Origin of the sequence: Paenibacillus phytorum, assembly GCF_013141715.1 — a bacterium.
Taxonomy (GTDB): Bacteria; Bacillota; Bacilli; order Paenibacillales; family NBRC-103111; genus Paenibacillus_E; species Paenibacillus_E phytorum.
Window position 1 is genome coordinate 90,934 of the sequence record NZ_WHOA01000092.1, and the last position, 21,869, is coordinate 112,802.

Below are 21,869 nucleotides of genomic sequence, written 5' to 3' on the forward strand. Positions count from 1 at the left end.
ACAACAAATGAATACTTTAAAGCAACCTAACAAAATCTTAGGTCGAAATGTGATTAGTACCCTTGAAACCGTGGATATTCAGACCGGTGAACGAAAGGTTTTGGCCCAATTCGACGATCTTATTGAAGCACCTAACTGGACGGTTGACGGTAAGCGGCTCATTTATAACAGCTTAGGCCGTCTCTATTCCTTCGACATTGCGACGCTAGAAAGTACAATTATCGACACGGGATATGCCACACAATGTAACAATGACCATGTGCTGTCACCTGATAATTCTCAAATCGCGGTAAGTCACCATACTCAGGAGGATGGTCAATCGCGTATTTATGTTTTGCCCTTAAAGGGCGGCAATCCGGTCCTCATCACACCCATGGCACCCAGTTATCTGCATGGCTGGTCGCCAGACGGCAGCACATTAGCTTATTGCGCTGAGAGGAACGGCCAGTACGATATCTACACCATCCCTGTAACTGGCGGTGTTGAAACGCAGCTGACTGATTCTCCTGGTCTTGATGACGGCCCCGAATACTCGCCGGATGGCATGCATATTTGGTTCAACTCAGTACGTACAGGCCTTATGCAGGTTTGGCGAATGAATGCCGACGGCAGTGAACAGACACAAATGACGTTTGATGAAAGCAACAGCTGGTTCCCGCATATCTCCCCCAATGGAGAATCCGTAGCCTTTATTTCCTACTACAAGGATGATGTCGCCCCTGGAGACCATCCGGCGAATAAGAATGTAGAACTTCGACTGATGTCTAGTGCTGGCGGTGAATTTCGTACACTGGTTAAGCTGTTCGGGGGACAGGGTACAATCAACGTCAATTCTTGGTCGCCCGATAGCAGGCAGCTGGCATTTGTCAGCTATCAGCCAAAGGAAACAGATTAGATATGTCGAATAATCATCACACAAATTGTGAGCAATAAGACGAAGGAGGAGAGGCGTATGAGATATCGTCAACTGGGAGACACAGAGCTTCAAGTTAGTGAAGTTAGCTTCGGTACATGGGGAATTGGGGGCGGATGGGGACACTCAAATGATGATGAGGCGCTGAAAGGTCTACATCATGCAATGGACGCGGGGGTAAACTTTTTTGATACGGCTGATGTTTACGGCAGTGGCCATGCGGAAGAGCTTTTAGCTAAAGCCACCGAAGGAAAAGAAGATAAAATTCACGTTGCAACGAAGTTTTGCCGCGCAGGCGATATTCACGATCTTAGTACATACTCTGAGGAGTCAGTACGTCATTATTGTGAGAGCAGCTTGAAAAGATTGAAACGTGAAAGAATCGATCTGTATCAAATTCACTGTCCGCCGCTTTCCATCTTGAAGGATGGTCATGTGTTCGAAGTACTGGAGAAGCTAAAAACAGAAGGTAAAATCCGCCATTATGGGGTGAGCGTAGAGACAGTTGAAGAAGGCTTGTTCTCTATCGGCATTCCTGGCGTGAAGGCACTTCAAGTCATTTACAACTTGTTCCGCCAAAAACCTGCCGAATCATTATTTACACAGGCGAAAGCTGCGGGTGTAGGGATTCTCGTAAGATTACCGTTAGCAAGCGGACTACTGACCGGAAAATTTACAGAAACTAGCACATTTGCTGCGGATGACCATCGGAACTTCAATGCAGACGGAGCCCAGTTCAACGTAGGTGAAACGTTCGCAGGACTGCCCTTCAATAAAGGTGTCGAGCTGTCCAGGGAGCTGACATGGATTGCGGAAGGCCGTGGAAATATGGCCCGAGCTTCAATGCGCTGGATTCTGGACAATCCGAACATTACTTGCGTAATTCCAGGGTTTAAAAACGAACGTCAGGTAGAGGATAACCTCGGTACAGTACATGTTCCTTCGTTCACACCAGAGGAGCTAAAACGTATCCAAAGCTTTTATCAAGATAAAGTGAAAGATCATATTCGGGGGCCCTACTAAGAGGAATTGTGAGGTCTTAGTCCTCAAAAAGATTGGCTGGGTAATAATGCTATCCGATTTTATGGGCACAGTAAAGTAATGGAAATAGTCTTATTAACCTACTAGAGGTGAAGTACTGTATGAGGAAAATTGCTGCGATTACTGGAGGAGGTCAAGGCATAGGGCGTGCTATTGCTCTGGCTTTCGCTCAAGAAGGATATGGTATCTCTATTGCGGATGTCGATAAGGATGCTGGCTTGGAAACGGTTGAGCTACTTCGCCCATACACGGATGATGCGATGTTCCTGAAGTTGGACGTGTCCAACGAAGAGGAAGTCCGTCATTGGATTGAACGAACTGCCACTGATCTGGGTGGAATCGATGTGCTGGTTAATAATGCAGGTATTTTTCACGTTGCAGATGTATTAGAGCTCACGGCAGAGCAGTTTCAACGTGTTATTTCCGTTAATCTGAGTGGGGCTTTTCTCTGCTCGCAAGCAGCGGCTCGAATTATGAAGCAGAACGGGAAAGGTGGTTCTATCATTAACATGGCGTCTACAAGAGCTTTCATGTCAGAACCGAATACGGAGGCATATTCTGCTTCCAAAGGTGGAATTGCTGCATTAACGCACGCAATGGCTGTCAGTTTAGGAGGCTATGGTATACGCGTAAACGCGATATCTCCAGGCTGGATCGAGGTAAGAGAATGGCAATTCTCTTCACGGAAGGAAATCGCTGTCCATTCGGAAACAGATCGAAAGCAACACCCAGTAGGCCGGGTCGGGAAGCCTGAGGATATCGCCGATGCTTGTCTGTACTTATCCGGTGAAAAGGCTGGATTCATCACCGGTCAGAATCTAACAATTGATGGTGGGATGAGCGTTAAAATGATTTACGAAGAAGAATAGCAATATCATAAATGATGTCATATCGATAAATTTATATGATTGATACATATATTTTATTGAATTTTATTTATCGAGATGAAAGAAAACTCCAATTGGATGAAACTGTCATTACCGACTAAGATGAGGAAAGAACGATTTCACTTCTCATCGAAAGGAAGATGACAATATGGCATCCGTAACAGGTTTAGAAGGCATTATTGCAGCAGAAACAGAATTGTCTTTGGTGGATGGGGAGAAAGGATATCTTGTATATCGCGGCTATGAGGCTAAGAAGTTAGCCTTGAATAAGAGTTTCGAAGAAGTGGCTTATTTACTCTGGCATGGTGAGCTGCCTACAGAGGAGATACTTGTCAATTTCAGAGCCCAATGGTCGGCGCATCGGAGTTTGTCCGAAACATTGAAAGCTGCCATAAATTTGCTGCCATTGGAATGCGATATGATGAGTGTGCTGCGAACAGCGATCTCGTTTCTAGGAACAGAGTCTGTAAAGGAATCTGCTTGGCCTCCCCAATATGAATCAGTCTTGGCATATACAGCTTTGCTGCCAACCATTATTGCTTATAAGTATCGACAGTCATTGGGACTTCAGCCCATTGAACCTAATCCAGAGCTGGATCATGTAGCCAATTATTTGTACATGCTGACTGGAACAGTACCACAGCCTGTACATGTGAAGGTGTTAACGGCTTATTTCGTATTAGCAATGGAACATGGGATGAATGCTTCTACGTTTGCAGGACGTGTAGTGCTATCTACACAATCTGATATTGCTTCAGCTCTTTGCGCATCGATTGGCGCGATGAAAGGGCCGCTTCATGGCGGAGCACCATCTGAAGTCCTTCATATGCTGGCTGAAATAGGAACCAAAGATCGTGCGGAAGCATGGTTGATTGAACAGCTGGAATCGGGTAATCGACTGATGGGTTTTGGACATCGAATTTATAAAACGAGCGATCCTCGAGCAGAAGCACTAAGGCAAATCATGACGGAATTAGCCTCAGAGGATCCTTGGTTCGAACTTGCTATTTACGTTGAAATGCTGGCCGTCGATTTGTTGGCTGTCTATAAGCCTGGACGGAAATTGTATGTGAATGTGGAGTTTTATGCAGCAGCCGTTATGCGGGCTATCGCCTTGCCGAAATCTCTATTTACACCTAGCTTTACAGCTAGCCGAATGGTCGGATGGACGGCTCATTTGCTAGAACAAGCAAGCTGTAATCGTATTTTTCGGCCGCAATCCGTCTATATCGGTGAGATGCCTGCTGCCTTGCAGCAGCCATAAAATCGGGAGGAATAAAGAATATGTTAGCTTCCATACAAAAAGTTGAGAGAGGCTATATCGCTCGCTTCGATCGTCCATTGAAACATTCCGTTGAAAAAGTCTGGGCTGCTCTAACGGAGAATGATAAGCTTGCCAGATGGATGTCAAATCTCCAAGTTGAGGATCTTCGCATCGGGGGAAATATCAAATTCGATATGAAGGACGAATCAGGGACATTTATCGATATGAAAATTACAGATTTCAAGCCATACTCCGTCCTGGAATTCGAGTGGGGTAATGATCGTGTTCGCTTCGAATTATACCCAAAGCCGGAAGGCTGTTTACTCGTATTAAATGAGTTTATTAGCGCATTAACAGATCATACACCCAAGGATTTATCTGGATGGCACATTTGCCTCGATATGATGTACGCTTTATTGGATGGACACTTCATGGACTTTCCAAAAGGCGAATGGGAAAAGTGGTATGAAAAGTACAAAATAGCAGTCAGCAGTATTGATTAGAAAAAAATCTTATGAGACAAATAAGCTGATCTCTCGGCCCTAATGGCGAGGGAGCAGCTTATTTGTTCTAGCGAAAGCCCATCATCTCCCACACCTCTTTTCTACCAAAAGTATGATAGAATAGGAGAGATATGAGAACAAATTATATGCTTACGAAGCAAGCTTTCCAAGAAAAGCTTTAAGGAGGCCCTGTATATGTCCATTCGATTCGTAATCGGCAGAGCCGGAAGTGGCAAAAGCGAACGCTGCCTAACAGAGATGAAGCAGCATTTGGCGGCAGAGCCGGAAGGTCATCCGCTCATTTTATTAGTACCGGAGCAAGCAACGTTTCAGGCAGAGCATGCGCTCGTCTCTGATCCTAGCATTCGTGGAATGATCCGCGCTCAGGTGTTAAGTTTTCACCGTTTGGCATGGCGTGTCATGCAAGAAGAAGGCGGTACAGCGAGGCTGCCCATTGATGATACAGGCAAGAAATTGCTGTTAACCAGCATTTTACATAAATATAAAGACGAGCTTCACCTATTCGGTCATTCGGCGGAGCAAATGGGGTTCGTCGACCGCCTCAATCAGCTTTTCACAGAAATGAAACGGTATTGCGTAACCGCTAAGCAGCTGGAAGAACACGAGAATAGACGTGTTATAACGCTTGGAGAGAGCGGTCTGCTTCGTGATAAAATGCATGACATTCAGCTGATCTATCGGCAATTTGAATCTGAGCTTTCCCGTCAGTATTTGGATGGCGAGGATTATTTAACGCTGTTGGCGGAGCAAATACCGAATTCCGCTTATTTGCGGTCGGCATCGGTATGGATCGACGGTTTTCACGGCTTTACGCCGCAAGAGTTTGCGGTGCTTGGCGCACTATTCGCTGCGTGCAAACAGGTGACGGTAACACTTTGTCTTGATCGTGAGCTGCAGGCCGGGGATACGCCCGATGAGCTGGATTTGTTTCACCCGACAGCAACCACGATGGTACGGATGCAAGAACTCATATGGAAGCTTGGTTTACCGGCAGCTGAAGTTCATCTCTTGGCTCCTGAAACTTCGCCGCGCTATGAAGATAGTCCGGCTTTAGGCTATTTAGAACGGAAGTTCGATCGACGTATAGGCGGCGGTGCTGGGCAATATAAGCCTGCGCCAAACGAGAAATTAAGTGACCAGCTTGTTATTAGAGAGGCTGTCCATCGCCGTGCTGAGGTTGAGGGTGCTGTGCGGGATATGCTGCTGCTAGTTCGTGAACATGGCGTTCGATGGCGGGAAATTGCTGTCATGGTACGGAACATGGAGGGCTATCAGGATTTGTTAAAAGCGGTTTTGACCGATTATGACATTCCTCACTTTTTTGACCAAAAGCGGTCAGTCCTTCATCATCCACTGGTTGAATTCATTCGCTCAGCCTTGGAAGTTGTGCAGCATAATTGGCATTACGATGCCGTATTTCGGTGTGTCAAAACGGATCTGCTGCTGCCAATGGAAGCAGCTTCCCAGCGGACGGAGCTGGATAAATTAGAGAATTATGTACTTGCCTTCGGCATTCAAGGGTACAGATGGACGGATGGCAAGCCATGGACCTTTAAATTCCGAGCTAATTTGGAGCAAGCGGACGATGGTGTACAGGAGCAAACGGCAGAGCTGCAATCCTTAAATACGAGCAAAGCATGGGTTGTAAGACCGCTTCTTGCCTTTTCGAAACGTCTTCAGCAAGCAATCACCGTCAAAGATCAGGTTGAAGCGCTATATGAGCTTCTGGTCACTGTACAAGCTCCTGAGAAATTAGAGTCCTGGAGTGGGCAAGCGATCCAAGATGGGAAGCCAGAAAAAGCGCGAGAGCATGGCCAAATGTGGGATAGTGTCATGGATATGCTCGATCAATTGGTGGAGACGATGGGGGAAGACTCCTTAAGTCTGGAGCTTTTTAACGGACTTATTGAGACCGGTATGGAGAGTATGAAGCTAGGCTTAGTGCCGCCTTCGATGGATCAGCTATTGATTGGAAGCATGGATCGGACACGTTCCAGCGGGATTCGATATGCTTACATTTTGGGCGTCAACGATGGGGTTATCCCTGCTCAAATGGATGAAAAAGGCGTTCTTACAGAAGCGGAAAGAAGTGTACTGACAGAGTCGGGCTTGCCAATGGCGGATGGTACTCGCCGCAAACTGCTGGACGAGCAGTTCATTGTGTATACGTCGCTAACCGTACCAGGTAAAAGACTTTGGATGAGCTACCCGCTTGCCGACGAAGAAGGGAAATCCCTTCTTCCTTCGGAGCTAATCAAGCAGATGCGTCAGCTTTTTCTGGGAACAGAAGCCCCGCTTTTACTTGCTGAACCAGCAGCAGAATCGTCAGAAGGCGAACAGGCTGCTTATATTTCACACCCCATTCAAGCCATCTCCTATTTGGCTGTTCGAATGAAGCATTGGATGTTAGGTGGACGAATGGCTGACCTTTGGTGGGAAACGTACAATTGGTATGCCGAGCAGCCTGCATGGCAGATGAAGCTGCAATCATTAGTTCAGGCGCTGCAATATACGAATAAAGAGAATGGCCTCAGTTCGAAGACAAGCAAGCTTCTATATGGGCAAAATTTACGTGCGAGTGTATCGAGAATGGAGAAGTATGTGGCTTGTCCTTTCTCGCATTTCGTGTCCCATGGCTTAAGACTGCAGGAAAGACGGGTTTATCGACTAGATGCTCCGGACATTGGGCAATTGTTCCACGCTGCGCTAAATCAGTTTGTCCAAAAACTCCAGCAGGACCAGCTCGACTGGGGTTCGCTTACAGCTGAACAATGTATGGAGCGTTCCGCTCAGGTCGTGGATGAGCTCGCGCCAAGGCTCCAAGGAGAAATTCTGTTAAGCTCAAGCCGTTATGCTTACATAGCAAGAAAGTTGAAGCAGGTTGTAGGCAGAGCAGCAGTTGTGCTCGGTGAACATGCCAAGCATGGACAGTTCCAGCCATTGGGGCTGGAGATTGATTTTGGACCTGGCAAAGAATTGCCGTCACTGACCTTCGAGTTGGATAATGGCTGCACCATGGAAATTATCGGTCGGATTGACCGTGTAGATAGAGCTGATGGCGAGCAAGGCGTTCTTTTGCGCGTTATTGACTATAAATCGAGTCAAACCTCCTTACAGTTATCTGAGGTGTATTACGGTCTTTCCCTGCAAATGCTGACGTATTTGGACGTCATTATTACGCATGCGGAGCAGTGGCTGGGCATTGCGGCGAGGCCGGCAGGCGTGCTTTATTTCCATGTGCACAATCCGATGCTCCAGCAAAAAAATGCGCTCGATCCCTCTGAAGTGGAGAATGAGCTGCGCAAACGTTATAAAATGAAGGGCCTAATCACCGCTGATGCAGAAGTAGCCGGAATGATGGACGATGAGCTGGTGAAGAGTGCCGGTCACTCACAGCTTATCCCAGTTGCCTTGAAGAAGGACGGAAGCTTCTATTCAACCTCTTCGGTAGCAACGGATGCGCAGTGGGATACACTTCGTAAATATGTGCGGAAACAGGTCAAACAGATCGGAACGGGTATCACAGATGGACATGTGGATATTGCTCCGTACCGTTTGGGTAAAAAAACAGCCTGTCTGCACTGCTCGTATAAATCGATTTGTCAATTTGATCCATTATTTGAAGGCAATGAGGTTCACCAGCTCAAACAACGGGGCAAAGATCAGCTTTGGTCCGATCTGGAGCAAAACGTTAGCCAATCATAAAGGCAGAAAGGAGCGTACATACGTGAATAAACAACAACAGCCTAAGCCTCCCGGCAGTACATGGACGGATGATCAATGGGATGCGATTACACTCAAGGGTCAAAATATGCTGGTTGCCGCTGCTGCTGGTTCAGGCAAAACTGCCGTACTCGTCGAGCGGATTATTCGCCGGATATCCAATGAGTGGGAGCCGATTGATGTTGACCGTTTGCTGGTTGCGACGTTTACCAAGGCAGCGGCATCTGAGATGAAGCATCGTATTCGTGAAGCACTGGAAAAAGAGTTGATGAAGCAGCCGCATTCGCAGCATTTGCGAAAGCAGCTCGCTCTGATGGGACGCGCATCGATTACTACGCTGCATTCCTTCTGTCTGGAAGTCGTTCAACGTTACTTCAGCCTTATTCGGTTAGACCCGGGCTTCCGTATCGCAAACGAGACGGAGGCTGACCTGCTTCGCCAAGACCTGTTAGGCGAAATGCTTGAGCAGTACTACGCCGTGAGCGGAGAGAACAGCGCCTTCTGGCTGCTAGTCGATTCATTCAGCGGCGAGCGTAACGACGACGCGATCATGCAGCTTATTCAGAAGCTGTATGATGTGTCGCGCAGTCATCCGTGGCCGGAGTACTGGCTAAGGGCGACGGCTTCGATGTTTGGACCGGCGCCGCAGATACCGCAGGACGTGCCGGATGAGGCAGCCTCCATTATGCAGGAGGCGCTGCCTTACGTTGCTGCTGCGACTGCGCCAGCGGACTATTCGATCTGGGAGCAGAGTCTGATCCGCGACCTGTCTTTAGAGCTGGAAGGAGCCGCTGATCTGCTGCGGCAAGCGCAGCAAATCGCTGAATCGCCTGGCGGTCCGGCCCCGTATTTGGACAATCTGCGAGAAGATTTGCTGCTCGTAAACAATTTGCGTGAAACGACCACCTATCCGTGGTCCGTCTTGTATCTTGGTTTCCAGACGGTCGAGTTCGGAAAGCTCAGAGCATGCAAGGGCGATGACTACGATAAAGAGCTGCAAGAGGAAGTCAAAGAACTACGAAATAAAGCCAAAGAACAAATTAACAAAATGAAAGAAGAGCTGTTCGGGCGTACACCTGAACAATTCCATCAAGAAATTGCCGAAATGGCTCCTTTGCTTCACACGTTAGTGGATCTGGTTGTGGATTTCGGACAGCGGTATCAAGAAGCGAAGCAAGTTAAGGGTTTGATCGATTTTGCCGATTTGGAGCACTATTGTTTACAAATTCTTAGCGCAGAGGGCTCTATCCCCGGAGAACTGATTCCGTCCGAGGCTGCTCAGGCTTATCGCAGACAATTCGTGGAAGTACTTCTGGATGAATATCAGGATACGAACCGCGTACAGGAAGCTATTGTTGAACTGATCTCGAATACGAAGCCTGGTAATCGATTTATGGTAGGTGACGTGAAACAGAGTATATATCGGTTCCGTCTTGCTGAGCCAGGTCTCTTCCTGGAAAAGTATAAGGCGTACCGTTCCAATAAGGATGAATCGCCAGAAACGTCTTCCGAGGGTGGAAGAATCGATTTGGCGCGTAATTTCCGCAGTCGCATTCAGGTTGTCGATGCGGTCAATTTTCTTTTTAAACAAATGATGAACGAAACTGTTGGTGAAATCGCCTATGATGAGCGCGCTGAGCTTGTATACGGAGCGGGCTATCCGCCATCAGCTTCCGATTGTTCAGTAGAAGTGCTGATTGTCGATCGTGGGACGGAAGTGCCAGACAAAAGTGAATCGTTCACTGAAGATAACGATGATCAAGAGTCAGAAGGTTTTGGAGAAGATGCCGTAGGGGCCTCTGATCCCGTAATAGAAGCGCAAGAACTGGAAACAGCGCAGCTGGAAGCGCGCACGATTGCTCGCCAAATTCGAGGATTGCTCGGTGCAGGGGGACAGGAAGCTTTTCAGGTTTTTGATAAAAGAACGGGCGGGGATCGTCCTGCGACTTATCGCGATATCGTAATTTTGCTGCGGGCGACGCAGGCGTGGTCTCCTGTCATCATTGAAGAACTCAAAAAACAGGGCATACCGGCTTATGCGGAACTGAGCACGGGATATTTTTCTGCAACAGAAGTAGAAGTGATGCTTTCTTTGTTGAAAGTTATCGACAATCCGTATCAGGATGTGCCATTGGCGGCCGTACTGCGTTCACCGGTTGTACAGCTAACCGCTGAGGATTTAGCACAAATCAGGGTCGCGGATAAATCAGTGCCTTTTTACGAGTCTGTCTTACAGGTAGTTAAAAGTGCAGTGTCTGATGATAACGAAGCTCTTTTAAAAAAGCTGAACCATTTTCTTGAGCTTCTGGAAAATTGGCGGAATGACGCCAGACAAGGCTCCCTTGCTGATTTAATTTGGAGCATCTATAGACAAACGGGCTATTACGATTTCGCCGGCGGATTGCCGGGTGGCATGCAAAGACAAGCTAATTTAAGAGCGTTATACGATCGTGCAAGACAATATGAGAGCACATCACTACGTGGATTATTCCGCTTCCTGCGTTTTATCGAACGAATGAAAGAGAGTGGCGGAGATCTAGGCACAGCACGTGCGCTAGGCGAACAAGAAGATGTGGTTCGCATCATGTCCATTCATAAAAGTAAGGGGCTTGAGTTCCCTGTTGTATTTGTGGCGGGAATGGCCAAAATGTTCAATCAGCGAGATTTGAATGAAGCTTTTTTACTGCATAAAGAGCTCGGCTTTGGACCGCGTTTTGTGGATACGAATTTGCGTGTAAGCTATCCGACACTGCCTTCCTTAGCTATCAAAAGAAGAATGAAGTTAGAGCTGCTTGCAGAGGAAATGCGCGTCTTGTATGTGGCTCTCACAAGGGCGAGAGAAAAGCTGTATTTACTAGGCACAGTGAAATCGCTTGATAAGCTGCTGCGTGGGTGGGGGCGTCATCTGTCTAGGACAGATTGGTATTTGCCGGATTTTGAACTTGCGAAAGCGAGGAGCTATCTCGATTGGGTCGGACCTGCTCTGCTTCGTCATCCAGATGCGGCTCTGTGGAGAGAGCGCCTTGGTATTAGTGAGGCATCCTCAGGCGTGCGTCTGCTGCAAGATCCTTCACAGTGGAAGTTGACGGTTATCCAACCCGAGAGCTTGCAAATGGAAGAAACGTTGGAAGCTGAGAGTGTGTTACCCGACGCAGACCGAATGTCAGCCGTTCATCATAGTCACTCTGTACCTACAGTGGGCAGATGGAAGGATTGGTTGGAGGATCGGCTCTCTTGGACATACGAATACCCGGGTGCGCCAAAGCATTTTGCTAAGACCACTGTGTCGGAAATGAAGCGTTTGTCTGAAAGGAATCGCCTAGCGGGAGAAATGGAATTTCCAACTGGAGCAGAAACTGCTGTTTTGGATGAGTCTCAGGTGAAGCCAAAGATTGCGGTATGGCGCAGGCCTAAATTCATGGAAGAGAAAAAGCTAACTGCAGCTGAAAAGGGAACCGTTGTCCATGCTGTTATGCAAAATCTATCTCTGCAGGAATCGCCGACGGAATCGAGTATACAGGCAACTCTCGAGGAGATGCTGAACAAACAAACACTTACGCAAGAGCAATGTGATGTTGTAGATATTCCGGTTATATTGAAGTTTTTCGAAACAGAAGTTGGTAAACGGATGGTACAAGCTGCGAACGTGCAGCGTGAGGTGCCATTTAGCTACGGACTGCCAGCGGATGAGGTCTACATTGGGACAGACCGTTCCACGATTGGTGAGACGGTGTTAATTCAAGGGGTTATCGATTGTTTATTCGAAGACGAGCTTGGACTCGTGTTGGTAGATTATAAAACGGATGCGGTAAAGGGAAGCAGTGATGCGGAACTAATGGTGCGTTATGAGAAGCAAATAACACTGTATACCCGTGCTGTGGAACATATTTGGAAGCGTCCTGTAAATGGGAAGTTCTTGTATTTCTTTGATGGGGCGAAATTGTTGGAGATGTAAAAGGGGATAAATAGATAGATAGATAGATAGATAGATAGATAGATACGGAGCATATGACATGTTTAGGAAGGAGATGAGTTATGCGAATTTTACACACAGCGGATTGGCATTTCGGTCGAACACTCGAAGGTCGCAGCCGGTTAGAGGAACAGACGGCTTTCATGGATGAGCTTGTGCAGATTGTGCAAGATCAAGGCATCGATTTGGTTCTGATCGCGGGGGACATCTATGATAGCGTAAATCCTCCCGCTGCTGCGGAGCAGCTTTTCTATGAAGGTATTGCCAGGTTGGCTGATGGCGGTAAGCGCCAAGTGGCCATTATCTCCGGCAACCATGATCATCCGGATCGGCTTGCAGCATCAGGTCCGCTTGCGGCTAAACAAGGGATCACGATTATTGGCTTACCGATCCCTGACATCCAGTCGATAGGTGTTGCTAGAACAGGTGAGTTGGCACGCTTGATTGCGCTCCCTTATCCGTCGGAATCAAGACTCAAGGAGCTTCTATCGGATGTAGCCGAGGAGGAAGTGCTGCGCAGTAAATATTCTGAACGTGTGGGTGCACTTATTCGTAAGCAAGCGGCTTCTTTTGAAGCTGGCACGGTGAATCTGATCATGAGCCATTTGTACGTACTTGGCGGTCATGAAACGGAATCGGAGCGCCCAATCCAAGTAGGAGGCGCCTACACGGTGGATACCAATGCTCTGACGGCAGGAGCGCAATATGTTGCGCTTGGCCATTTGCATAGACCGCAAAATGTGAAAGCAGCATCACCTATCCGTTACTGTGGTTCTCCTATGGCCTACAGCTTCTCAGAAGCGGGTCAAGCGAAGTCGGTCACAGTTCTCGATCTGACTCCGGGACAAGCGGCCGAGCCAAAGGAGATTTTTCTGACCTCGGGCCGTCCACTTGTAAGTTGGAAAGCCAAAGAAGGAATTGGACAAGTACATCAATGGCTGGATGAACAACGTGATGCTTCTGCCTGGATCGACCTGGAAGTCACAATGACTGAAGCCATGTCTATCGAACAGATTCAATCGCTTCGCAAAGCATATGAAGGCTTCATACATATTCGACCAATTTATCCGGAGATGGAGGCTGTGCGGGCCGTTGTATCCAGATCTGATCTGTCGATGGAAGAGCACTTCACGCGGTTCTACTCTCGTCAAACAGGCGGTGCGCAGCCTGAACCTGAATTGGTTCGGTTGTTTTTGGAGCTGCTGCAGGAGAAGGATTTGGCGGATGCTGCTGGGGAGTAGGTTTGGGAGGCAGACTCTCTCTGGCTTACTCTTTCATTCTTTCTTCCACGAGCTGGGAGAAGCAGCTGCATTTTGTACATCTTTTTCACAAGAAATGGAAATTAATGTGAGTTTTGATGCGAAAAGTGCAGCTAATATCGCCAAATATACTCAAATAGCTTTAGTTTAGAAGAATTTGATGTAATTTTTGCATCTAACTTCCTCGAGACTGGATACTGCGTGAAAATTTGCTGCAGTTTTTGCAGTATTCTTAGCAGGAGTGAATGACTTTAAGGCAAATTTGATGAATTGCTTTTGAGGATTACTAGTTGCATCGGATTGGTTACAGGAAAGAAACGTTTTGTGCCCAATAAGTGCTTGTGGATAACTTTGAAAAACGAAAGCTGATTTCTATATTAACCAAGAAAAAACAGATGAAACATCATATACAAGCGATTCTATTGCTTTTATGAAAGGAGGACAAGCGTATGCGTCCAATCCAGTTGCAGATGTCCGGGCTTCAGAGTTATCGGGAAATGCAGACGATCGATTTTAGCCAATTAGTGGATGCGGGCGTGTTTGGCATATTTGGGCCAACGGGTAGTGGGAAATCATCCATTCTAGATGCGATCACGCTATCGTTATATGGCAAAGTGGAAAGAGCTAGCGGAGGCACGCAAGCGATTATGAATCATGCGGAGCAGACGCTGTTCGTTTCTTTTACGTTTGAGCTGACGAATGCGGCTGGCACTGAGCGTTATCGTGTCGAACGGCAATTCAAGCGTGGAGCGGAGATGTCCATAAACGGGACCATTACTCGGCTTTTACATATCAAAGGGACCGAGACCATCGTACTTGCGGATAAAGCGGGTGAGGTGAATCAGCAGGTACAGCATATTTTGGGTCTGTCTATGCAGGACTTTACGAGAGCTGTCGTGCTCCCGCAAGGGAAATTCGCAGAATTTCTGACGTTGACCGGCAAGGATCGTAGGCAAATGCTGCAGAGGCTATTTCACCTTGAACAGTATGGGGACCATTTGAGCGCGAAGGTTAGTTCCAAAGTGAAAGAAACAGACAGCACAGTTAAGCAGCTTGCTGCAGAGCAGCAGGGGCTTGGTGATGCTTCAGAGAGAGCGTTAGACGATGCTAATGCCAGACTTCTGGAAGCAGAACAAGAAGCGGTTCGAAGTCGTCTTCATTTGGAACAGCAGGAGAAGTCTTATGACGAGCATAAGCAGGTGTTTCAATGGCAGATTGAGAAAGAAGCGCTGGAACAAGAAACGCAAAAGCAGCAGGAACAAGAGGCGTTAATCCTCGAGAAGGAACTGCTTCTTCAAAAAGCAGAGCAGGCTGAAAAGGTGAGACCCTATTTGGAGCAGCATGCTTTGGCAGTCAAAGATGTGTTGACAGGGAAAACGCAGCTTGAGATTGCAGCGGCTTCACAGCAGACAGCGGAAACATCGTATCAGCAAGCAGGTCACAAATTTGAACATGCACAGCAAGAGTTGGCTTTACAGGAAGGGCCGCTTTTATTGCGCTTGGACCAACTGCAGCAGGCTCTAGTCATTCAGCACGAGCTTGAACAAGTTCAAAGTCAAATCAAAACCACTCAGAATCAAGAAGCTGAAGCCAAGGCGACTTTAACGCATTTGCAGGCTGAAGTGAGTAAAAACATAGAAACAAAACAAAAAGCAATTCTTAAACAAACGGAGCTTAAAGACCAACTGAAATTGGTGGAAACCAATTCTGTATCCCGACAGCTGTTACAATCTGCGTCACAAGAAAAGAAGGCAATTGAACAACTCCAAGCCCAAGAGGTTGAAGCAAAGAAGGCCAGAGAAGAAAAAGCTGGAGCTTACTCGGTAGTGGAACAAAGTCAATTGCAATTGGCAGCCAAGCAGCAAGTCTTTCAGGTTAAATTCTCAGGATGGCTGAAGGAGTTGCAGGAAACGGGTTTAGAGGTTAACTTACAGAATGGAGCATTCACCAAGTTCGTCCCTGCTTTACAATCTTACAAAGAGAGGCGGAAGCTGAGCTGGAAAAGGCAAGAGCGTCAAGCTTTAGCGGCGATTCTTGCCAGTGAGCTTGTGGAGGGGGAACACTGTCCAGTTTGTGGTGCGACAGAGCATCCGTTAAAACAGCATAGCGAAGTCCCAGCTGAAACTGCAAATGATCTAGAGGCAAATGAAGAACTGCTTGGACAAGTAGAAGAGATGCTTCAGCTTGCAAAAGAGCGTCAATTCACGGGGCAGCAGTTGCTGCGTAGATTGGCTGCTGTCCATCGACAGGCAGTTGATATGGATGTTCCAACTTCAACGGGACGGGGACAGGGTGAAGTAGTTAGTCAACAGTTTACAATGGCATGGAGTGAGGGTGAGGCAGCTGCTGGGAAAGAAGAAGGAGCTAATGCCAATCTTTGGGAGCTTCATGAAGATATAAGTTTTGAGGTTTTGCGTGAGGAATGGAATGGGTTGAAAATGACTTTGGATTCCTGTATTTCCCAGTCTGAAGAACTTGAACATTCTTTCCAAAGTCTGCAGAAAGAGCATGCACATCTTGCACAACAATTCGTGCAAGCAGGTGCTCAAGTACAAGCGTCTGCGAGCTTATTATCGGAAGCGGATAGCAGGTTAACTTCAATAACAACAACGCTAGGTGAGCAGTTAAAAGGTTGGCAGGATCGTCATGCGGAGCTTTCTTGGATAGACGTGGACCAGCAGCTTGAACAGCTTCTTGCCAATGAGCGATTGGCTGAGGAGCTTCGCGGCCGAATTGAGAAGAGCATCCCGTTTTTGGACGAGCTAAACGGGAAGATCGACGAGCTCCAGCGCGCCGCACTGGAGCAGGACCGTACTGCCCTGCAGCTGCATGAACGGCTGCAGGGCTTGGCGCAGCTCGCCGCCGACAAGTCGCGGCAGCTCGCTTTGCGCGCGCCCGGCGCGGCTGTGCCGCAGCTCATCGCGGAGGCTACCTCCGCGCTAGAGCAGCTGCGGCAGCTCGCGCAGATGACCAAGCTCGCGCACGCTGCTGCGCAGCGCGAGCAGCTCCTGGCGGCGCAGCGCTACAGCGCCGCCGCAGAGGCCGCAGCCGCCGCCGCGCGGCAGCTGGCGCAGACCGAGCGCGCGCTGCACGGCGCGCTCACGGATAACGGCTTCGCGTCGCGCGAAGCCGCAGAAGCCGCGGCGCTGGCGCCCGAGCAGCGCCGCCAGTGGGCGCAGCTCGCGGCTGAGCACCGCGAGCGCGAGCAGGCGCTGCGCGCTCAGCTGGCGCAGCTGGCAGCGAAGCTGCAAGGCCGCGTGCTGAGCGCGGCCGAGTGGGCGCAGTCGCAGGCGCAGCTGAGCGCAGCGAAAGCGGCCGCCGAGGCCGCGCTTGAGACGCGGGCCAAGGCGGCGCAGGGCGCGAGCGAGCTCGCTACGCGGCACGCGCGGTGGTGCGAGCTTGAGGCGCGTCGTGCCGAACAGGCGACGCAGCTGGAACGGCTTGGCAAGCTACAAGCCGTGCTTAAGGCCAATGCCTTCGTCGAATACCTCGCCGAAGAGCAGCTCATGCAAGTTAGCCGCGCAGCTTCGGAGCGGCTAAGTGAATTAACGCGTCGGCGCTATGCGATTGAGGTCGACTCTGGAGGAGGCTTCGTCATCCGTGACGATGCCAACGGCGGGGTTAAGCGCCCTGTAAGCACGCTGTCAGGCGGTGAAACGTTCCTTACCTCGCTGGCGTTAGCGCTCGCGCTTTCGGCACAGATCCAGCTGAAAGGGGAATATCCGCTGGAATTCTTCTTCCTCGATGAAGGCTTCGGTACGCTGGACCAAGAGCTGCTGGATATGGTTATCGGTGCGCTTGAGAAGCTTCATATGGATAGTCTAGCCGTGGGTGTTATTTCCCACGTTCCAGAGCTTCGTGCTCGTCTAGCTCGTAAATTAATCGTCCTCCCAGCAGAGCCATCTGGGCGCGGGAGCCGCATTGTCGTTGAGGAACTGTAGCTTTTTCTTGTATACTGCTCCGAATTTACTTAGGAAGGTGAACATTTGTTAACTTTCGAAAGACAAAATAATAAGTTTAATTTTAGAGTTGCAGGGATTGCTATCCATAACAACAAGATCCTCCTACATACAACCCCAGAACATGATTACTGGGTTTTACCTGGAGGACGTGTGGAGTTTAATGAATCAACAAGTGACGGAATCGTGAGAGAAATACAAGAGGAACTTGGCGTCTTATCACATGTGGAGCGTCTTTGTTATGTGCATGAATTAATATTTACAGAAAATGGTAATAATTTTCATGAGCTCGGATTTTATTATTTGATTTCATTACCAGAGAATAACGAGATCATGAATAAGGAATCTGAATTTTATGGGATTGAAGACGGTGGCAGGTTAATTTTTAGGTGGTTTTCATTTGATGAATTAAATCAAATTGAGGTGTACCCCGAATTTATCAAAAGAGATATTCATGTCCTATTGACTTCTGAAATCATAAAGCATGAAGTGACAAATGAATCATAAGCGACAAAGAATCTAGCATTCTATTCACAAATCAATATCCCTATCCAAGGCTAACGACGCTCCAATTCGTTAGCCTTTTTTACATCCTCCAAATCATCTTTAGGTGAAGTCATCAAACCGACTCGTACAAGTTGGCATACACTGCAACATCTTTAGGGAAGAGGAGAATGCAAATGGCTACATTTAATGAGGCTCTAAAACATAAGAACAGAATTTCCCCCGTTTTACTAAAAAGATCCGAGGTCATGGCAGTTGGTGTTGGCTATGCTGATCCCAGTAAACCGTCACTCGGAGCAGGCGTAATTGTTTACACGCATCAAAAAACCGTCCCCTCCAGTCTGAGCAGCCTAAAAGGAATGGTTGCCAAAGCAGGCAAGGCTGTTCCCGTTCGTTTTGTGCCTTCTGGGATGTTTAAAACGAGTGTCTCATCTTCTAAACCAAAAGCCATTAGGCCAACATTGTTTCGCAATAGAATTCGTCCCGTCCCCGGGGGAGTAAGTATTGGTAAACCGGATCCATTCTCCACAGGAACAGCAGGCGTCATAGTGATTAAAAACAACCAGCTTTATATTCTGAGCAACAACCATGTTCTCATTAAAAACAACTCCACAGCCTTCTCAGCAACCGTGCAACCAGGGCCAGCGGATGCAGCACTTACCGGTAATACCATAGGGAGAGCCTTTCAATTCGTGAGATTGCGCCCAGGTGAAGTCAATTTCCAAGATTCAGCGATAGCCCTGCCATTTTCAAATAGCTTATTGAATCCAAGATACTTAGTCAGCTCATCGGGGCAGCTGGTTACAGTTCCCGGTCACTTGTTAAGCTACCCTGTCGGTCTTCAAGTGTTTAAATCGGGTCGTACAACTGGGTTTGTCAGAGGAACAGTAGAATCCAATAATGTGGATGTACGTGTTTCTTATGGAGGAACTTTAGGGACATTATTGTTCCGAAATCAATCGGTTATTCGTGGGAATACGGGTGCTGTTTCGCTCCCTGGTGATTCCGGTTCCGTATGGCTTCGCGCATCGGATCGCTTTGCAGCGGCGCTCAATTTCGCAGGTACAGCGGATGGCCTCCGTTCGATTAGTAATCCAATTGGTACAGTTATGTCCACGTACGGGTTGCGCATTGCCATTCCAGCCCCAGGTGGAACTTTTAAAGCCGGTGCGATTAAAGGGATTGCTCCGCGAGGCAACTATTCATACGTTCAGCAATTAACAGATGAACAACATAAACGCACTCGCGCTGTACTTGTTAAGTCATCTAAGTAAATACTGTCATTACATCCAAAAACCAATGAGTTTACTCAGATTGGTTTTTTTGCTTTTTTATTTATTTTTCGACAAAATGCTACTTTATTCCATTCGAAACGTAATAGTTATGGACATAAAAACTTACAGCAGGGTCGAAGGGAGTCACCTTATCTTGAAACTCACTAAAAAAAGAATTGGAATTATAACGTTGGCTGTAGGAATTATCACAGCTAGCCTAGCAAGTGCGCCGGCGCCTGCTCGTGCAGACATCGTATGGGATCATTGGCAGAAAGCAGAGTCACTTCGTGCAAGTGGGAATAAAGATGAGGCTGTGCCGCATTGGAAATTCCTGGCTAATCACTATGCGAGCGCTGGAGAATGGGAGAATGCAGCTTTATTTAACGGAAACTTGGCCGCATATTACGATACACTCGGTGATTACGATCAAGCGATTAGCTATTACGAGTCCGAAAACGAGTATTGGGTGAAAGCAGGGAAGGATTGGGGGGCTGTTAAGCTGCAGCGTGCCGATCAAATTCGAACAACGGTTGAATTGTATAGACAAGAACGTAATGAATCGACGGTACAACAGTTAGCCTTGCCTAAGAACAGCCAATTGGCCAAGTTTGAACCTACATATGGCACTTATCTAGGGATATATTCGGAGCAGGATCCCAAGGTAGGTAATATTTTTACGAAGATGGAAACTGTTTATGGTAAAAAGCACGCGATTTATTTGGCATACGCACACTGGGGTCAAGGATTCCCTGCTTCGTATGCGAAGAGAGCTAAAGATGCAGGTGGCGCATTACAAATTGCGTGGGAACCTGACGATGGCCTAGATCCTGTTACTGACGGAACCTATTTGCGCAAATGGGCACAAGATGCCAAGGCGGCAGGAATCCCGATCTTCTTGCGTTTTGCAGGGGAGATGAATGGCGCTTGGGTCAAATGGCATGGCAACCCTGCCCAATATATTGCTAAATTCCGTATGCTGCACGATGTATTCGCTGCTGAAGCTCCAAATGTCGCAATGGTTTGGAGTCCTGGTGATGTACCAGCAAATGATATTGACCCTTATTATCCGGGAGATGCTTATGTAGATTGGGTTGGGGTTAGCTTATATATTGAGCCTTACGAAAACGGGGATCCTTCTCTGCCTTCCATGATTTCTATGAGCAGTGTTGAGAGGTTAACGAGGCTTTACAACACCTATTCGGACCGTAAACCGTTAATGTTAAGTGAAACGGGAGTCCCGCATTACGCACACTCGGCAGGCGAAGACTTCACGGAATGGGCGAAACTTAATCTGCAGCGTTTATATGAGATTATGCCTTATAAATATCCAAGATTGAAGGCTATCACTTACTTTAATGTCGATCAAAAGATGGAAAACGCGAAAAACGACTATTCACTTTCCACTTCATCTGAGATCCAAAATTACTACAGCAAGTTAATTGCTAATCCTTATTTGTTGTCCAAGGTAACAGACGCAGCAAAACCTAATGATCGTATGGGTTATGTACCCGTAGATGCGAATCATCAGGCTTTTACGAAACAAACCAAGTTAATTCCCTTTGTCAAAATACCTGACGTTTACATTGGCAAAGTAGAATATATCTTAAACGGACAAGTGATTGCTTCTCAAACAGATCTGCCTTATGGTCTGGAGCTGCGAGCTGGGGATGTTCCGGAGGGTTCCGTCATTCAGATCAGGGTTTATAATAAAGCCGGTAAACAAACAGCTTTGCGTACCTTCGGTTTATCTTCACAAGTATCAGTTGAAATTGATGGGAAAGAGCAGAAATTTGAGCAAGCGCCTGTCATCGTAAAAGGATCAACATTAACGCCACTGCGTGCGATTTTCGAAGCAATGGGTGCAACCGTTGATTATGAGGCAGCAACTAGAACAGTTACAGCCAAAAAAGGAAGTACAACGTTGCGCCTAACTCTTGATCAGAAAACGGTGTATGTGAACGGCAAGGCTGTGCAGTTAGATGAGCCAGCTCAGCTGGTGAATGGTTATACACTTGCGCCTGCTCGATTTGTTGGGGAAACATTTGGCGGCAAAGTCGCCTGGGATGGCACAAGTAGAACGGTTACGATTACAACTAAATAGAAGAATGACTTCAAGAAAAGAAGCTGTTCCATCGCCTGATAAGATACTCAGAGCGTTTGAGCAGCTTTTTTCCTATGAATTAGGAAGGCAAGTATTACTTTGTACAACAATTTCCTTAAGTTTCTACAGGATACACTGAAGATGTTGTATGTTGGAGACTGTCGATTGATTCATTATGCCTCCTAACAACTGGTATTCAACTCCAAAATTCGATTTTAGTGTCATTTAGCTTTCGTGAGAGCAAATGGGCTATAGTGGTTACTCAGTCAATATTGTATTTTATACATCAATTCACACGCCTAAAGGCTATTTCGCAACTTGAAGTTGCAGTTTATACAACATTTTGAGCCCATTTGTCACGAAATGGCCTGTATAGGGCCAAATTGCTGTACATTATGCAACAACGAAGGGAGTGAGGCGAGATTTAGGCAGTAATTGTTGCACTTT

12 protein-coding genes are annotated in these 21,869 nt (G+C 47.5%); all 12 read left to right on the forward strand.

Annotated features, from left to right (window positions below; translation table 11 throughout):
* Nucleotides 1-7: 7 nt before the first annotated feature.
* On the forward strand, nucleotides 8-895 hold the full coding sequence (locus GC098_RS13800) for a TolB family protein (protein WP_216625266.1): 888 nt from the start codon (nucleotides 8-10) through the stop codon (nucleotides 893-895).
* Nucleotides 896-952: 57 nt separating this feature from the next.
* A complete protein-coding gene (locus GC098_RS13805) occupies nucleotides 953-1,936 on the forward strand; it encodes an aldo/keto reductase (RefSeq protein WP_171643723.1) in 984 nt (327 codons plus the stop codon).
* Nucleotides 1,937-2,055: 119 nt separating this feature from the next.
* Nucleotides 2,056-2,823, forward strand: a complete 768-nt coding sequence (locus GC098_RS13810) for a glucose 1-dehydrogenase (RefSeq protein WP_171643724.1) — start codon at nucleotides 2,056-2,058, stop codon at nucleotides 2,821-2,823.
* A gap of 166 nt (nucleotides 2,824-2,989) precedes the next feature.
* Entirely contained in the window at nucleotides 2,990-4,105 is a 1,116-nt protein-coding gene (locus GC098_RS13815; RefSeq protein WP_171643725.1) for a citrate synthase/methylcitrate synthase, read from the forward strand.
* A 20-nt stretch (nucleotides 4,106-4,125) separates the two neighbouring features.
* Nucleotides 4,126-4,608, forward strand: a complete 483-nt coding sequence (locus GC098_RS13820; RefSeq protein WP_171643726.1) for an SRPBCC family protein — start codon at nucleotides 4,126-4,128, stop codon at nucleotides 4,606-4,608.
* 195 nt (nucleotides 4,609-4,803) lie between these two features.
* Complete coding sequence (addB, locus tag GC098_RS13825) at nucleotides 4,804-8,334, forward strand: helicase-exonuclease AddAB subunit AddB (protein ID WP_171643727.1); 3,531 nt, start codon at nucleotides 4,804-4,806, stop codon at nucleotides 8,332-8,334.
* 22 nt (nucleotides 8,335-8,356) lie between these two features.
* Nucleotides 8,357-12,307, forward strand: coding sequence for a helicase-exonuclease AddAB subunit AddA (addA, locus tag GC098_RS13830; RefSeq protein WP_312880110.1), 3,951 nt, complete (start codon nucleotides 8,357-8,359; stop codon nucleotides 12,305-12,307).
* An 80-nt stretch (nucleotides 12,308-12,387) separates the two neighbouring features.
* Nucleotides 12,388-13,566, forward strand: coding sequence for an exonuclease SbcCD subunit D (locus GC098_RS13835; protein WP_171643729.1), 1,179 nt, complete (start codon nucleotides 12,388-12,390; stop codon nucleotides 13,564-13,566).
* 467 nt (nucleotides 13,567-14,033) lie between these two features.
* A complete protein-coding gene (locus GC098_RS13840) occupies nucleotides 14,034-17,525 on the forward strand; it encodes an AAA family ATPase (RefSeq protein WP_171643730.1) in 3,492 nt (1,163 codons plus the stop codon).
* A gap of 45 nt (nucleotides 17,526-17,570) precedes the next feature.
* Entirely contained in the window at nucleotides 17,571-18,050 is a 480-nt protein-coding gene (locus tag GC098_RS13845) for an NUDIX hydrolase (RefSeq protein WP_171643731.1), read from the forward strand.
* A gap of 173 nt (nucleotides 18,051-18,223) precedes the next feature.
* Nucleotides 18,224-19,321 carry a chymotrypsin family serine protease gene (locus GC098_RS13850; RefSeq protein ID WP_246358595.1) on the forward strand — a complete coding sequence of 366 codons (1,098 nt, stop codon included), beginning with the start codon at nucleotides 18,224-18,226 and terminating at the stop codon, nucleotides 19,319-19,321.
* Between the two features lie 154 nt (nucleotides 19,322-19,475).
* Entirely contained in the window at nucleotides 19,476-21,422 is a 1,947-nt protein-coding gene (locus GC098_RS13855) for a stalk domain-containing protein (protein ID WP_171643733.1), read from the forward strand.
* Nucleotides 21,423-21,869 lie beyond the last annotated feature (447 nt).